Annotated in this window: 2 protein-coding genes; both read left to right on the top strand. The window is 63.3% G+C overall.

Translation table 11 applies throughout. The features are described from left to right. Nucleotides 1-480: 480 nt before the first annotated feature. Nucleotides 481-16566 (top strand): hypothetical protein, encoded by a 16086-nt coding sequence (locus FBZ90_RS19240; protein ID WP_145734591.1) that lies wholly within the window; start codon nucleotides 481-483, stop codon nucleotides 16564-16566. 109 nt (nucleotides 16567-16675) lie between these two features. Further along, the gene (locus FBZ90_RS19245; RefSeq protein ID WP_246130509.1) at nucleotides 16676-18061 is read left to right on the top strand and encodes a tetratricopeptide repeat protein; all 1386 of its coding nucleotides are present in this window, start codon (nucleotides 16676-16678) and stop codon (nucleotides 18059-18061) included. Nucleotides 18062-18272: the final 211 nt, after the last annotated feature.

Raw genomic sequence — 18272 nt, forward strand, 5'->3', positions numbered from 1 at the left:
GATTTAGGGAGTGAGCTGGATAAATCCTTTAGCGGCTTCGGTGGACAACTTCTGGGGAACATCGAAGGCGCTGGAGCCGGGGCTCTGGCCAGTTTTCTATCTGGAGACCTTATCCAGGCACTTGGCCTGGATCCAAATACCTTAGTGGGTGGTTTGGCAAATACCCTGACAGGCACGGCCATCGGTACCATCGCGGGTACTCTGGCTAAGGACGTCAGTGCATATTTAGGCGTCGCCGTTGATGGGGGGGACGCGACATTTGCCAATTGGCTTAAAGGCATTCAGGACGGATCCGCCCTCGAGGCCGCTGCAGGCTCTTTCCTCGGCACCCAGCTGGCGAAGTTGATCTACTCTCCCGACTCTGTTGAGGGCCAAATTGGCGCGTCACTGGGTTCCACCGTGGGTACAGTTGTAGCGTCCCTGGGCTTTTTGGAGCAGGGCATTACCTGGGGCAATTTCTTTTATCCAGGTATTGGCGCGTTGGTTGGTTTCATTGTCGGCGCCATCATCGGCGACCTTTTGGCTGGTCCGACACCCTATAGTTTGGAGACGGTCCAGTTTGGCACAAATGGCCAGTTTGTCCTGGGGGCGTTGAAATCACCGCAGGGTGGCGATTATGACAAGACCGCCGTCGCCTATGCCAATTCCGTCATGGTCGAACTGAATGCCGTCATCAAGACGGTCGGGGGAACCCTTGTCAATGCCGGCCACGAGTTTTCGGTGGGTGTTTATCAGAACAAGGACGCCTACAACGCCAACGATGGGACCGATAGTGTTTCGTTCGCGAATTCAACGGCGCTGACCAACTATGCCATTATGCATCAGTTGGCGACGATGCAATTCAGCAACGCCGATCCCTATATGCTGCGGGCGATTGACGCCACGCTCCGGTCGTCCGCCGCGCCGGATGTGAATACCCTGGGGGCCAACATTCAGGTCGCACAGGATTACGAAGCCTATATCGCAAATCGGCAAGTCATCAATGCAGTGATCGCCCAGGATCCGAATTCCGCGTTCGCGGCCGGCTGGATCGTCGAACTCGCCATGGCCGCCGATATGGGCCTGGGCACCAGCATCCAGGGCGGCACCTGGAATGACGCCCTGCGCGCGACGGCCAATCAGAAGGTGCTGATCGGCGGCGGTGGGGATGACACCTACAGCTACGGCACCGGCGACGGTTTCGTCACCATCGACAACGGCATCTCCATCGACAACGAGCAGCGCGGCTCGCTGGCGATGCTCAATGCCAGCAGCATCACCTATATGCGCCAAGGCGTGGACCTGGTGATCAAGGACGGCACGGCCGGCGACCAGGTCACGGTGTCGGGCTGGTACGCCGACAGCTTCGCACGGCTGAGTGAGATCGACGTCGGCACGACGCGGGTCGCGGCCTCGCTGGCGGCCTATTACGGCAACATAGCCGCCGGCATCGCCGCCAGCCGGCCCACGACCATCCCGGGGGAGCCGGGCACCTTCAACGACGGCGACATGGCCGGCATGGGCGTGGCGGGGGATACCTACCTGCTGCCCAGCCAGACCACCCTGTCGGGCGGCGTGGGCGACGACGTGCTGGACGGCAGCGCCAACGCCGACACCCTGCTGGCCGGCGGCGGCACCGACACGCTGATCGGCAACGGCGGCAGCGACATCTATCAGATGAACGCCTGGGGCAGCCTGACCGTCGTCAACGGCGTGTCCGGCAGCAACACGCGGACGGGTGAGTTGGATATCGAGGACGGCACCGCCGCCAACCAGTTCGCCTTCGCCCACACCGGCAACGACCTGGTGATCACCAGCGCCGACGGCGCCACGCGCATCGCGGTGCAGGGGTGGTTCGCCAACGATTACGCCAAGCTGTCCACCATCAAGGTGGGCAGCGGGGCGTCGGCCGTCACCGCGTCCTATGGCACCGTGGCCGACGGTACGGGCTATGTCAGCTTCACCGACGCCACCGGCTTCACGTCGGAGATGGTGTTCTACAACGCGGCCAATGCCGTCAGGGCGGATTACCTGTTCAATCAGGACGGCACCCACAAGATCCTGATCTATGACAACCCCGCCTACACCGTCATTCAGCAGAATTTCGACAACGCCAACCATGAGCTGAGCCGCACCGGCAAGCGGGCGGACGGGTCCAGCTTCAGCACCGTCTTCGATGTGAGCAACCAGTATTCCTGGGCCTCCACCACCCAGGAGCTGGACAGCGCGGGCAACGTCCTGCGCCAGACGGTGACGAACGACGACGGCACCAACGTCATCACCCTGTACCAGGCCGGGGCGACGCTGGCGGCCAGCAACACCACCGTGAACCTGCAATCCGGCGCCACCGCCACCATCCTGGGCGATGGCGACAGCATCACCCTGCCGGGCACCGGCGGCACCCTGACCGTCAACGGCAACGGCGTGACGGTGGCGGAGAGCAACGGCAGCCTGGCGGTCACCGGCGGCAGCGTGGCGCTGAACGGCGCCAACGACGCCGTCAGCCTGGCCAATGGCACGTCGCTGACCCTGAACGGCAGCGGCAGCACCGTCACCGCCACCGGCATCACCGCCAGCCTGGCCGTGGCGGCGGGCCAGAGCGACACCCTGGCCGGCAGCGGCGCCACCGTCAGCCTGGCCACCGCCGGCGCCACCCTGGCCGTCACCGCCAGCGGCGACACCTTGTCGGCCGGTGCCGGCAGCAGCATCACCCTGATCGGCGGCAACAACACCCTGAACGCCGTCAACGCCGCCGTCACCGTGGCCACCGCCGCCGGGGCGGTGGAAACCCTGACCGGCAGCGGCAGCACCGTGGCGGTGCAGTCGGTGGCCGACACCCTCTATCTGAACGCCAGCAACGACGTGGTGACCGCCGGCACCGCCGGCGACCCCATCCTGTCCAACGGCGCCAACAACACCCTGATCGCCGTGGGCAGCGGCGCCCTGTTGGAGAGCGTGGGCGGCAACGCCACCCTGGTGGGCAACGGCCTGGGCAACACCCTGATGGCCGCCGGCGGTGCCGCCGTGGCGGAGTACGACGCCAGCGGGATGACGATCAACCTGTCTAACGGCACGGCGGGGATTACGGGTGGCAGTGTGTCGGATACTCTGGTCGGTATCAGCGCGCTTCTGGTAACCGGTAATAATAGCAGTATATATGGTCTCAGTGACAATATCATTGTTACTGGTAATCAGAATTCAATTGGGGCTCGCAACTCCAACATTACGATTGGTGGGGATTCTGGACACAGCCAATTCTTTAATCCGGTAACCCAAGGTGACGTCATCACAGTCGTCCCGGCTGGTGACAGCGTGACCCTAAACGCAGGTCCCCATAATACCCTCAATATGGGTGGCGGATTCATCAAAATGATGAATGGCGTTTTCGTCATAAACGGGAATCAAGATTCAATCGACCAGATTGGTGGTATGACGACCCTAAACGGGGGCGGCCATCAGCTAAACCTCGGTGGCGGTTCCTCCACACTGACAGGCACCGGCGATACGGTCATTATGAGTGGCCGCCCCCTGACCGTGGCCGGGGCCAGCGGCTTGGTGGAAACCATCAGCGGCACGGGCGGCCTCATCTCCGTCCTGGCGGACGGCGACACCATCAGCCTGGGCAGCACCGGCGCCTCCCTGGCCATGAACAACGGCACGGCGGTGGTCACCGGCTCGGGCAACACGCTGACGGGCACGAACGACACGACCAGCCTGGTGGGGGCCGGCCTGGCCTTTACCGTGGCCGGGGCCGCGAACCAGGTGCAGCGCGTCACCGGCAGCGGCGACGCCGTCACCGTGCTGCCCGCCGGGGCCACCCTGACCCTGGCGGGCGGCGGCGACACCCTGTCCATGGCGGGCGGTGTCGTGACCCTCAGCGGCTCGGGCGACACCCTGATCGGCGGCGGCAACAGCGTCAGTCTCACCATGGCGGGCCTCGCCCTGACCCTGGCGGGGGCCGACAGCCAGACGCAAAGCATCACCGGCGGCGGCGACACGATCACCGTCACCTCGGCCACCGACGTCCTGACCCTGGCGGGCAGCGGCGACACCGTCGTCATGCCCAGCGGCATGCTGACCCTGCTGGCGGGCGACCAGGGCGATGTCGTCACCCTGTCCGGCGGCACCCTGTCGACCGGTGCCAGCGTGGGTAGCACCACGGCCACCACGCTGGCGGGCTCCAACGACACGGTCAACCTGGGCACCGGCAACGTCCTCGTGCTGTCCGGCAATGGCGACACCGTCAACGGCAGCGGCTCGGGCGAGGCGGTCACGCTGCTGTCGGGCAGCCAGTCGGACGTGCTTTACCTGACGGGCGGCCGGGTGGTGGCCCAGGCCAACGTGGGCAACAGCGCCTTCTACTCCCTGATCGGCAACAACAACACGCTGACCGGCGGCGCGGGCGACAGCCTGAACGTCAGCGGCAGCGGCAATACCCTGAACGTGGGCGGCTATGTCGGCCTCATCGCCGGGAGCCAGGGCAACATCGTCACCTTGTCGGGCGGCATGCTGGCGACCCAGGTCGCCGTGGGAACCACCACCGCCACGACGCTGATCGGGTCCAGCGATATCGTCAACCTGGGCACCGGCAATACGCTGATGCTCTCCGGGAACAGCGACACAATCAACGGCAGCGGCGAGACGGTTACCCTGCTGTCCGGTGACCAGGGCGACGTGTTGGCGCTGGGAGGCAGCACCGTGGTCGCCCAGGCCAACGTGGGCAATGTCTCGGCCACGACGCTGATCGGCTCCGGCGACACCGTGACCTTGGCCGCAAGTGAGGCCTTGGTCTTGTCAGGCGGCGGCAATAGTGTCGCCGCCGCCAATGGCGACACCGTCACCCTGCTGTCCGGCAGCCAGGCCGACACCATCACCATGTCGGGCGGCACCATCGCCACCCAGATCAATGTCGGCAACACCACCGCCATCACCATCAACGGCAACGGCGACACCATCAACCTGGGCGACGGCACGGCCATCATCCTGAACGGCACGGGGGAGGCGGTCACCGCCCACGCCAGCCGTGTCACCCTGCAGGCCAATTCCCAGGCGGTCATCACCGGCACGGCCGACACCGTGGTGATGAACGGCATCAACGCCACCGCCACCGTCTCCAGCGCCACCGTCAGCTTGGCGGCCTCGGGCGTGGGGATGACGCTGGGGGGCAGCAACGACACCATCACCGGCACCGGCACGCTGATTTCGACCGGCCTGCTGGCCGCGACCCTGGCGGGCAGCGCCGCCACCCTCACCCTGCGCTCCAACAGCACGGACAACGTGACGGTCACCGCGGGCGCGGGCCATGTCATCAACGCCGTGGGCGATACCCTGGCGGTGATGGGGGCGGTGACGGGGGCGGTGACGGGGCCGGTGCAGGCGTCCGTGGTGGGCGCCGGCAACACGGTCGCCGTGACCGGGGGTGGCAGCTTGACGGTGACCGGCGCCAACGAGAAGGTGACGACCACCGCTTCCACCGTCACCATCGCCGGGGCGGGCGGCGTGGCTGAGACCATAGGCGGCGGCACCAGCACCATCACGGTGCAGGCGGCCGGCGACACCATCAGCCTCAGCGGCGCCAGCCAGTCCCTGATCATGACCAACGGCACCGTCAGCCTGACGGGCGGCGGCTCCACCCAGGCCATCCTCGGCGGCTCCGGCGACGCGGTCATCATGGCGGCCGGCACCTCCGCCACGCTGATCGGCACGGGTGACATGGTTACGGCCATCGGTGGCGCCAGCGTGACGGTGGCAGGGGCGGGCAGCCTCACCGCCTCCATCACCGGTGACCATGATGTCATCGCGGTCACCTCCACCGCGGATACGGTCACGGTCAGCGGCACGGCGCAGACCGTGTCCATGGGCACCGGCGTGCTGCAGCTGACCGGCGGCACCGCCACCGTCAATGGCGCCGGCACCGCCGTGACCCTGGCGACCGGCAGCGCCGAGGTGGCGACGGTCAATGGTAACGGCAACCTCATCACCGGCTTCGGCGGCACGACGGTCACCGCCACCGGCAGCGGCGACCAATTGGTCCTGGCCACGGGTGCCACGGCCACCCTGACGGGGGGCAACGACACCGTCACCGCCACGGCGGCCACGGTGGTGGTGGGCGGCGCGCTGGGCCTGACCGAAAGCATCGGCGGTGGCGGCAGTGTCATTACCGTCAGCACGGCGGGCACCTCCACCGCAAGCGATACCCTGTTCCTCAGCGGCGCCGGCCAATCGGTGAGCGCCAGCGGGCACGTTCTGTCCGTCGCCGCGTCCGGCGGCCTGACCCTGAACGGCACCGGCGACATCATCAGCCTGGGCGCCAACGCCGGCGCCACGCTGAACGGCACGGGCCATTCGGTCACCTTGGCGGCGGGGGCGGCAGCCCTGCTGAACGGCTCGGGCGACACCGTTACCGCCAACGGCGGCGGCGCGGTCCTGCTCCAAGCCGCGAACCTGAGCGAGGTCCTGACGGGCAGCGGCAGCCACCTGACCGCCAGCACGACCGGGGACACGATCAGCGTCAGCGGCGCCAACCAGACGCTGACCATGGGCGGCGGCGTGGTCACCGTCATCAGCGGCAATACCACCTTGGACGGCAGCGGCAACACCGTGACCGTCAGCGCCGGCGCGACGCTGGCCATGACCAGCAGCAACAACGCCGTGACGGCCAGCAACGCCAGCTTGGTCATGTTGGGCGCGGGACCCCAGACCTTGACGGTGGGCGGTAGTGGCAACAGCACCTCCATCGTCAATGTCGGCTCCACCGTCACCTTGACCGGCGCCAACCAGACCTTCAGCGGCACCAGCGACCTCATCACCGTGGCGTCGGGCAACGCGCTGCTGAACGGCACCGGCCATGCCGTGACCGTGGCCAGCGGCGCCAGCGCCACCCTGGGCGGGTCGAACGACGTGGTGACCGCGTCTGGGGTGTCGCTGACGGTGGCGGGGGCTTCCGGCCTGACGGAGACCATCGGCGGCAGTGGCAACACCATCACCGTGAATCAGAGCAATGACGTCATCAACCTGAACGGCTCGGCCCAGACCCTGACCGGCTTCAACGACAGCGTCATTGTGGGGGCCGGCACCGACATCAAGTTAAACGGCGGCAATAACCAGGTTACCTTGGCGGCGGGCGCCAGCGCGTTGCTGAGCGGAAGTGGCAACGTCCTGACGCTGACCAATGCTTCGGTTTCTGTCGGAGGCACGTCCGGATTCGTCGAAACCATTGCCGGCAGCGGCGGCTTCACCAGCGTTGGCTTCGGTAACGACACCATCAGTGTCAGCGGCGCCAACCAGAACCTGGCGGCCAGTAACGACATCATCACGCTGACGGGTGGCAACGCCACGATCAACGGGAACTCCAATACCCTGACTCTGCAGACGGGGACCACCGCCCAAGTCAACGGCGGTGGCAATGTCATCACCGGCACCTCCGCCACCCTTAATATCGGCGGCGCGACCGGCCTGACCCAGACCATCGCCGGCAGCGGCAATACCATCAGCGTCAGCGGCGACGTATTGGCGATTAGTGGTGCCCAGACCCTGACCGGCTACAACGACATCATCACCCTGTCGGCCGGGGGTAGCCTCAATCTCAACGGTGGTAATGATCAGCTTTCGGTGGCCAGCGGCGCCAGCGCCACCCTGACCGGCAGTGGCGACATCGTGACGCTGGTCAGCGGCGCCACCCTGTTGGTGGGCGGCGGTGCCGGCCTTACCGATACCATTGCGGGAAGCGGCGGCGTCACCACGGTCAACTTCGCCAATGACACCCTGTACGTCAGCGGGGCCAATCAAACCCTTACCGGCAACGGCGACAGTATTTCCGTCACCGGCGGTAGCGCCATCCTCAATGGGAATAGCGACGGGGTCACGGTCTCGAACGGTGCCGTTGCCACCGTGACCGGCAACAGTGTGACCGCCACGGCCAACGTTGGCACCTTGCTGTCGAGCGGTACCGGCAATACGCTGACCGCGGGCAGTGGCGCCAATCTGCTGAAAGGTATTGGCGGTAGCGTCGTGCTGGTTGGCAACGCAGCGGGCAGTACGCTCCAGGCGGCGGGTGGCACCGTAACCGCTACCTACACACGGTTCAACGTGACCGTAAATCTGGCCAACGGCACAGCGGCGGTGAATGGCGGCAGCGCTGCGGACACTCTGATCGGTATCACGGCTGTTGCCGTATCAGGGGCCAACGACACCGTGATCGCGGGTGCGGCTGGCGAAACGCTGATGGCCACCGGCGGGAATGCTACTTTTGTGGCCAACGGCAATGGCAATACGATGCAGGCGGTCGGTGCCGGAAAAGCGCTTGTTTCCTATGCGGCCAGCAATCTGGCCATCAACCTGACCACCGGCACGGCCAAGGTGAATGGTGCCAGCGTCAGCGACACGCTGGTGGGCATCACGGCCGTCTCGACCTCGGGCAACAACGGTACCCTGACGGGCGGGGCCGGTGTCACCACCTTGATCGCCACCGGCATCCACAACACCCTGATCGCGGGCGGCGGCAATGGGGCCGTCACCTCCCTGGTGTCCAACGGGCTGGGCAACACCCTCAGCGCCGGCGCCAGCGGCGCGACCGCCATTGCCGTCTATAACGCCGATAACGTCTCGGTCGATCTTTTGGCCACACCTGAACAGGCGACGCTGAACGGCCATACCGGCGGTGACGTCCTCTATGGCATCAACAATGTCCTGGTTACCGGCAACCATGACACCGTCCTCGCCAATCTGGGCCTGAACACCTTGATGGCCACGGGTTATGACGACACGCTGATGTCCAGCAACGGCATCGGCGCCACGACGCTGATCGCCAACGGCGGGTCCAACACACTGGTCACCAATGGGGGGCAGGGCATCGTCGCCGGCTATCAATCCGGGAACATGACGATCAACCTGCAGACCAACACCTCCACGGTGAACGGGTCGAATACGCTGGGATCGTTGGTCGGCATCCAGGCCATCTGGGTTTCCGGCGCCAATGACACCCTGATCGGTGGCAGTGTCGCGTCCACGCTAACCAGCACGGGCATCAATGACACGCTGATCGCTGGCAGCGCGGCGGCCATCCTGACCGAAGACGCGGGTAGCGCCGTCATGATCGGGAATGGTAATGGCAGTACGCTTTTCGCCAGTGATGCAGGCACTGCGGTGGCCAGTTATGCCGCAGATCATATGATTGTCGCCCTCGGCAGTCTTATCAGTGCCGGCTACGCGAAGGTTTCTGGAACTGGCGTTTCCGATATCCTGGTCGGTCTCAAGGCGGCAGTGATTTCCGGCACTGGTTCTGTTGCCAGTGCGCCCGTCGATGAGACCGGATACACCTATACATTGACTGCGGCGGGCAGAGCGGAAACTCTGATCGGTGGCGCTGACCTCACGACCTTGATTTCAAATGGTCAGGGAAATAGCTTGGAAGCTAATGGTGGTGAAGTAATCAGCAGCTATACCGCCGCCGGCATGGTCATCAATCTGACGACCACCCTGGGCTCGGCCGCCGTCTCCGGCAGCACCTTGGCGGATGTCCTCACAGGCATCAATACGCTGACGGCGGCCGGCGACGCCAACACGCTTACCGGCGGTGCCGCGAGCGTCTTCACCGTGACGGGCGACAAGGACCTGATCACCGTCGCCGGTTCCCGCGTCACCATCGCCGGCACGGCCGGCCATACAGCCAGCGTGGGCGGCAGCAACGGCATTATCAGCGCCACGGCTGGGGATGTCATCAGCCTCAGTGGCAGCGGCCAGACCTTGACCCTGAATAGCGGCACCGTGGCGCTGGCGAACAACGCGGCCGCGATGGTTCTGGGGGGCGGCAATACGATCACCGGCGGCACGGGTGACACCCTGTGGCTTGGGGGCAATGGACTGTATGGCACGGACAACACGCTGTTCCTGTCCGGCGCCGTGGTCCAGCTGCTCGACAATGCGCGTGGCGACGTCTACGGCAACAACAATCAGGTGACGGTTGGCAACAGCGACAACGTCTGGATCAACGGCAACAACAACGTGCTGTCCGTAACGGGCACCGGTGGGAACGTCTGGATCAGCGGGACGGGCAGCACGGCCACAGTCAATTCCGAAACCGTCACCGTCAATGCCGGTGCCAATGCCACCATCAACGGCGGTGGCGACACGGTGTCCATTGCCGGCGGGGCGACCGTCGCGTTGACCGGCAGCAATGACGTGGTGCTGGGCAGCGGCGCCAAAATCAGCTTTGCCGGTACTTCTAGCCTGGTGGGGACGATCACCGGCAGCAATGACGTCATCACCGTGACGACCACCGCCGATACGTTGACCCTCAGCGGCACGGGGAACACCGTCACCCAAAGCAATGGCGTGCTCAAACTTGCCGCCAACGCCTCCACGACCCTGATCGGCGCCGGCATGACCGTCAGCGGCGCCACGGGCGAGACGCTGACCGTCGGTGGCAACCAGGTGGCATGGACCGTGGACACCGTCAATCTGTCGGGCGCCAAGATCACCGAGATTGATCACTCCCATGTCGATGTCTTCGGCGACGGCAACCAGATCATGGCCGGGGTGGGGGACGATATCGCTGCATACGGCAACAACAATCTCGTCACGGTGACGGGAACCGGCGGCAACGTCTACTTGACGGGCTCGGGTAGCGTCGTCACGGCCAGCAACAACAGCGTCGTCGCCTTCGCCAATACCAACGCCACCATCAACGGGAACTCCGACTACCTGACGGTTGCCGCCGGTTCTTCAATGACGATCACCGGCACGGGCGATACGGCGATGCTGAACAGCGCCGCCCTGACGATTGCAGGCCCCGCCGGGCAGTCAGCCACTGTGGGGGGGAGCAACGGCACCATCACTGTCACGCCCGCCGGCAACACCATCGGGCTCAGCGGGACGGGGCAGGTTGTCAACGGCAATGGCGAGACGATCCTGGTGCAGGCTAACGCCACGGCCGTCATCAACAATGGCGGCGGTACGACCAATGGCAACGCCGTCAGCCTTTCCAGTGGGGACAGTGTCACCGTCAACGGCATGAACAACGCCGTGACCCTGGCCAGTGGCGCCACCGCCACCATCACGGCAACCGGTGATACGGTGGCCGGCAATGGCGGTACGTTGATGGTCGGCGGCACCTCGGGCTTGCTGGTCAGTCTCAGCGCCAGCAATGCCACCGCCAGCCTGACGGCGACGGGGCAAACGATGATGGTCAGCGGCAGCGGGAGTGCGGTGACCGGCACGCAGGACACCATCACCCTGGCAGCCGGCACCGGCAACACGGTGTTGGGCTCCGGCAACACCATCGCCGTGCAGTCCGGGGCGGGCGGCACCATCGGCGGCACCGGCCAGACGGTTTCCCTGGCGGCCAACGCAGGTGTTACCACCATCACCGGCGCCACCATCGGCGTCACGGCCGCCAGCGACACCTTGGCCATTTCCGGCACCAACGTCACCGTGAGCGGCGGGGGCGATACCATCACTCTGACGAACACCGCTTCGGCCACGGTGAATGGCAATAGCAATCGCCTGACATTGACGAACAGTGCCGCCGTTGTGGCGACCGGCAGCGGCAATAGTCTGGTGCTGACCGGCAGTTCCCTGTCCGCCAGCAACCCCTCGGCCACGCTGACCGGGTCCAACGACACAGCGGTTCTGACCTTTGCCACTCTGGCGATCAACTCCTCGCAGCTGGTGGAAACGGTCGGTGGGCAGAATGGCGTCGTGACCGTGCTGTCGACGGCGACCGCCGACACCATCTCCATCAGCGGCAGCAACCAGAGCCTGGTGATGAACAATGGCACCGCCTCGGTGACCGGCGGCAGCGTCACGGTTAATGGCGGCGGCAACGCCGTCACCCTGGCTGCCGGCTCCACCGCCACGGTGATCGGCGGCAGCGACACCATAGCCGCGAACTATGATCCCGCCTCGGGCAAGGGCGCTACCCTGACGGTGGGTGCCGCCGGTCTGACGGAGACGGTGACGGGCACACAGGCCATCATCACGCTGACAACGGTTAATGGTACTGGCGACACCCTCAACCTCAGCGGCACGGGCAACACCGTCACCGCCGCCGGCAGTACCATCAATCTGGCGGCGTCCACCACCACCACCCTCAACGGCACGGGCAATACCGTCACCGTGGGGGCGGGGGCCGTGTTGACGGTGACGGGCGGTGGCAACGCCGTCACCGCCTCGGGTACCAGTGCCGGCGTGGTCACGCTGACGGTGACAGGGGCCGCGGGGCTGACGGAGACCATCGGGGGCACCTATGCCATCGTCACCGTGACGCAAGCCAACGATGTGCTGAACGTCAGTGGCTCCGGGCACGTCATCAACCAGAACAGCGGCACGGTGAACCTTGCCAATGGCGCCAACGTCACGGTGACCGGCGCCGGCGAAACGGTCACGGGCGGTACAGGAGAGATCCTGCGCATCGGCGGCAACGGTCTGGGTGGAGCCGTGAACACCGTTCGGATGTCCGGCGCCACCATCGCCGAGGCCGACAATGCCCATACCGATATCTTTGGCGACGGCAACCAGGTGACGGCTGGCAGCAACGATGACATCGCCACCTATGGCAACAACAACGCCCTGACGGTAACGGGCGGCGGGGGCCATGTCTGGCTGAGTGGTACGGGTAACACTGCGGCCGTCAGTGGTGAGACTATTTACGTCACCACCGCTGTCAGCGCCAGCAGCACGGCAACCATCAACGGTGACAGCGACACCGTGACCATTTCGGCGAACGGGTCGACTGTGACCCTCAGCGGCAACAAGGATTTCGTAACCACCACCAGTTCCACGGTGATCTTCACTGGGGCGACCGGCCATACCGAGAAGGTGAGCGGCGACGGCAATATCGTCTCGCTTGCGACAGCGGGGGATACTCTGGTGCTGAATGGCGGTAACGATACGGTGACCAGCGGCGGCAGCCAAGTAGTGACGGCGGGAGGCAATGGGCAAAATGGCCTGCTTGACGTGCTATGGTTGGCCGGCAGCACAATCACCGTTTCCGATGGCTCCCATGTCGATGTACATGGTGACGGAAATGCGGTGACAGTGGGGAGCACCGATAGTAACGGTATCTATGGCAACAATAATGCCATCACCGTCACGGGAAGCGGCTCCTATGTTCAACTGTCTGGCACCGGGAACACAGTAACCGCCAATAATAACAACGTCAGCATGCTGGCCAACGCCTCCGCGGCCATCAATGGGGCGGGCGACATCCTGACCATCTATGGCACCGGTACCAGTTTCTCGATGAGCAATGGCACAGTCAATGTAACGGCAAACGGCTATACGCTGGCCATGGCGGGAAATAATGATGTCATTAATGCCAGCAATGACACCATTAATTCCAATGGTATCGCGAACGCGACGCTGAACGGCAACTATAATACAGTGAACTTGCGTAACAATTCAGGTGACACCATCATAGTCGCCAGTGGAACCGGCAGTAACATCAATGCCTCGAATGACGTCATCAGCGTCATCAATGGCGCACAGGCTACCGTGAACGGTAATAGCGACACGGTGAACCTGAGCAACGGGGCTTATGGCGCCATCACTGGCACGGGCGATACCGTGAATGCCTCATCGTCCAGCCTCACGGTCAACGGCTCCGCTGGCAAGACCGAGACGGTGAACGGCAATGGCAACACCATTTGGATGAATGCTGCGGGCGACACCCTTAACCTTAGCGGCGATACCGACACGGTTTATGGGGTGAATGGCCAGACGGTGCAGTTTGGCGGGAATGGGGAATGGGGAACGGGTAGCTGGCTGCACATATCGGCTTCCACGGTTACCGAGTTTGACAATGCTCATCTAGATGTCTTTGGTGACAGTAATCACGTAGTTACCGGTACAAACGACTTTATTGCCGTTTACGGCAACAACAATAGCCTGACCATCAACGGGTCGGGTGGGCAGTCGTGGTTGAGCGGCACGGGGAACAGTATTTGGGCCACTGGTGCCGGCTTCAACATCCTGGCCAACACCGGCGCCACCTTCTATGGCAACAACGACAATATGACGATTGCCGCCGGTGCCAACATCTCGGTCGCTTCCGGCAGCGGCAATGTGATGAGCGTGAACGGCAATGCCACGCTCAGCATGTCCGGTGGCACGTTCAATATCGCCAGTGGCCTGACCGTCAATCTCACGGGTGGCAGCAACGCCATCAACGCCAGCAATGATACGATCAACACGGCTGGCGGCATCTGGTCGACCAGCCTGTTCGGTAATAATAATTTAGTTAACTTGCGTACCAATAGTGGCGATAACATCGGTTTCTTCGGCACCGGCAACACAGTGAACGCCACAGGGGACACCATCGGAGCCTGGAGCGGCGGCCAAGTGACGGTGAACGGCAGCAACGACACCGTCAGCATGAACGGTAATTCCGTCGTGTGGGTGAATGGCGGGGGCCATAACCTGAACTTCCAATCCGGGGGCACGGCCAATGTCACCGCCGGCAACTTGACCGAGACCGTCACTGGCTCGGGTGGGACCGTGAATGCGGGCTCGGATACTCTGAACCTGAATGGGGGCGTTCAGGGGATGACGATCAATATGTCCGGCGGCACCGTCACCGCCCAAGACAATACGGGAAATTCCTCGGGCATCGCTCTGAACGGTTCCAACAATACGCTGAATGAGGGGGCCAACAGCGTGTTCGTTGTTTCCGGCAATTACAATACGATCAATTCAAAAGGGTACATGAAGCTGCTTTCGGGCAGCCAGGGGGATGCCATCTACGGCTCCGGTGCCTGGGTGGATACACAGGACAATGTGGGCAACGGTGCCGGCCTAACACTTTACGGGAATGGCAACACCCTGCAGGCTGGCGCCAACAACAGTTTCAACATTGTCGGTTCTAATGACGGTATCAGAATGGGCAGCGGCAGTTATGTCGGGCTCATCGCGGGGGATCAGAATATAAACGTCACCATGTCCGGTGGGCGCTTGGTGACCCAGGACAATGTGGGGAACGGTGCGGGCAACACTCTGAACGGGTCCAATAATACCGTCACCGCAGGCGCCAGCAACAATTTCAATGTTGTCGGCTCCAACAACGTCATCACCATGGGCAGCGGCAGTTACTTGGGATTGATCGGAGGGGATCAGGGTGATCAGATAAACATGTCAAATGGAACGCTGATAACCCAAGACCATGTGGGTGATAACGGCGGCATCGGTTTCAATGGCTCGAGCAACTCGATTAATGCTGGGAACTACACGTCGTTCAATTTTAACGGCAGCGGCAACACCATCTCGTTGGGTTCGAATAGCTATGCAGGTATCCTGACCGGCAGCCAGAATAATACCATCAGCCTGTCGAATGGCAGCCTGGTCGCGCAACAGAACACAAACACCACCATCAACGGCAGTAACGACTATATAAATATCGATGCGAATAGCAGCGTTACGGTTTCCGGCAACAACAACACCATCTATGTTGGCACCGGTGACATGGTTACGGTAACAGGGACTGGCAATACCATTTATGCCAATGGTCAGAGTATCACCATCAACGCTGACATTGGCGCCAATGGCACCAACAATACTATTGTGGGTGGTCGCGGCTTCTCGGGGATAATCAAGGGCAACACAAGTACCCTAAACTTGACGGCAGACAGCAACTCCTACGCGGCGATCTATGCCTACAATGTCGCGGTCAATGGCGATACCGGCAGCAACCATGTCGATGTGGCAGGTGGAAGAGTGACGGTCTACGATAGCAACGCTGTCGTAGGAGTAGTGTCATCAGGGACCGTCACCATGTCCAACGGCACCATCAATACACTTCAGAATGCCTTTTTCCAACTCTATGGCAGCAATGACACCATCAACGAGGCGGATGGTGTCAGTGTCAACGTCCACGGTAAAAATAACACGGCGAACGGGAGCACCAGCGCGCAGGTTACGTTCTGGACCGGGCCTGGCTATGGTAACGGGGCCAATGGTCCAAGCATCAGTTGGGTCTATGATAACGACCCCGTTATCCTCAACTTGCAGGGGCAGCCGGTAACGACCGCTGGGTTGGACGGCTCAACGGTCAATTTTGACATGGCGAATGTCGGCGCTACCCAGAAGACAGGCTGGGTCACCGCAGGTGAAGGCGTGCTGGTCTATGATCCCGCCAACAAGGGCACGGTGACGCAGGATAAGGATTTCGTGGCCGGCTACAGCCAGTTGGCGCAGTTGGACAGTAATCACGACGGGGTGCTGGACGCTCATGATGCCGCCTGGTCCAGCTTGAAGGTTTGGGTGGACCCGACGGGGCAGGGGGTTTTCAACAGCTCGGACCTGTTCACGCTGGACCAGTTGGGGATCGCATCGCTGAGTTTGCAGGAGACCCCGGCCCAGCGTGACGATAATGGCAACACCATCCTGGGCGATGGCGCCTTCACCCGAACGGATGGCTCCACCGGTGCCATGGCGGCCGTGGCCCTCGCCTACAGCGTGAACGATGCGACCCAGAAGCTGATCCAGGCGATGGCCAGTTTCGGCGGCGACAGCGGATCGGGACCATCGATGACGATCTCCAGTCCAGCCAATGATACTCAGCAACCGCAGCAACTGGCGGCGGCACACGGGGTCTGATCACGCTATGATGTGACACCATGGCCCAATGGCCCGGCTGGCGGCGTATCCGCCAGCCGGGCTCGGCAGGTCAGAGATTTGGGCGGTCTAGAGAATAAAGAGAGAAAGAGTGGTGGATACGGTTGAGACGGCGGCGCTGACCATTCCGGAGGCGCTGAGCCAAGCAACGGCCTTGCATGACGCCGGCAAGTATGCGGAGGCCGAGGTGATCCTGGCGGCGGCCATCGCGCACCATGGCCATCATGGCGACCTGCTGAACGCCCGGGGGGTCATGTTCGCCCAGATGGGGCGGAATCTGGACGCCTTGTGGTGCTACCGCGACGCGCTGGCGGCCAACCCGCGTGGCTCCGGCATCTGGACCAACCTGGGCAATGCCCTGACCAAGTTGAAATATCTGAAGAGTGCGGTCGACGCTCACCGGCGTGCCATTGAATTGGCGCCCAATGATGTGCTGCTGCATCACAATCTGGGCACATCGCTGGCCGAGGCCGGTGACCACGGTGCCGCCGTGCTCGCTTTCAGCCGGGCGTTGGAACTCAATCCAAATTTTCACAAGGCGCGGTGGGACCGGGGGCGCAGCTATCTTTACTTCGGCAACTACCGCCCCGCCTGGGCAGACTACGAGGTCCGCTTGATCAGCGGCCAAGTGCCGATCCGCGAGAACCTCAAAAGCATCAAGTGGGATGGCAGTCCCTATGGTGGCAAACGCCTGGTGTTACTGGCGGAGCAGGGGTTCGGCGATACCCTGTGGGTGGCGCGCTATCTGTCGCGGGTCAAGGCGCTGGGTGGTGAGCTGATCGTGGAATGCCAGAAGGAGATCATTCCCCTGTTGGCGGAACTGGGCGTGGCCGATCAACTCGTCCCTTGGGGGGCGCCGCTGCCGGACGCCGATTACCATGCCCATTTGTGCAGCCTTCCTGGCTTGTTCACCCCGGATTTCGCCAGCATTCCGACCCAGCCCTATTTGAAAGCGCCAGCGGACCGCATTGCCAAGTTCGCGTCAATTTTCGGCCCGCCCGATGGCCGTCTGCGGGTTGGTATCGTCTGGTCCGGCAGCACCACCTTCAAACGCAATGAGGAACGGGCGCGGCCACTGCTGGGCTTCTTCCAGGCGTTCGCTCAGCCGGGCGTGCAGCTTTACAGCCTGCAGAAGGGCCCGCCGGAGAAGTCGCTGCACGACCTGCCGCGAGGCGGGCCCATCATAGATCTGGCACCGCATCTAGGCGACTTCGCGGATACGGCCGCCGCCATCCACCATCTCGACCTGGTGATCATGACCGACAGCTCCGTCGCCCATCTGACGGGCGCCATGGGCAAGGAGGTCTGGGTGCTGCTTGGCCATGTGGCCCATTGGCTGTGGTTGCTGGATCGCACGGACTGTCCCTGGTACCCCTCCATGCGCCTGTTCCGTCCTCGTGCGGAAGGCGACTGGGACCATGTGTTCGACGCCGCCTCGGCGCAACTGATGCTGCGCACGGGAATCACGAGGTTCTGAGAAGGGCCTTAGGATTGCCTGCCGCAGGACGTCTGGCGGCTCCGTTGCCCCTCTCGGCACGGAAACTCATAAGATCATCAGACAAGCCGAGCGCGTTTCCGGATATCTGCGCTCGACTCTAGCCTGGATAATTCACCGCCCCGATTTGCCCGGCTCATGCTGGTGACGCAAGTTCGCGCATAGGATGTGAGGCGCCCACCGCCCCCCCCCG

Source organism: Nitrospirillum pindoramense (assembly GCF_007827955.1).
In the GTDB taxonomy this organism is placed as follows: domain Bacteria; phylum Pseudomonadota; class Alphaproteobacteria; order Azospirillales; family Azospirillaceae; genus Nitrospirillum; species Nitrospirillum amazonense_B.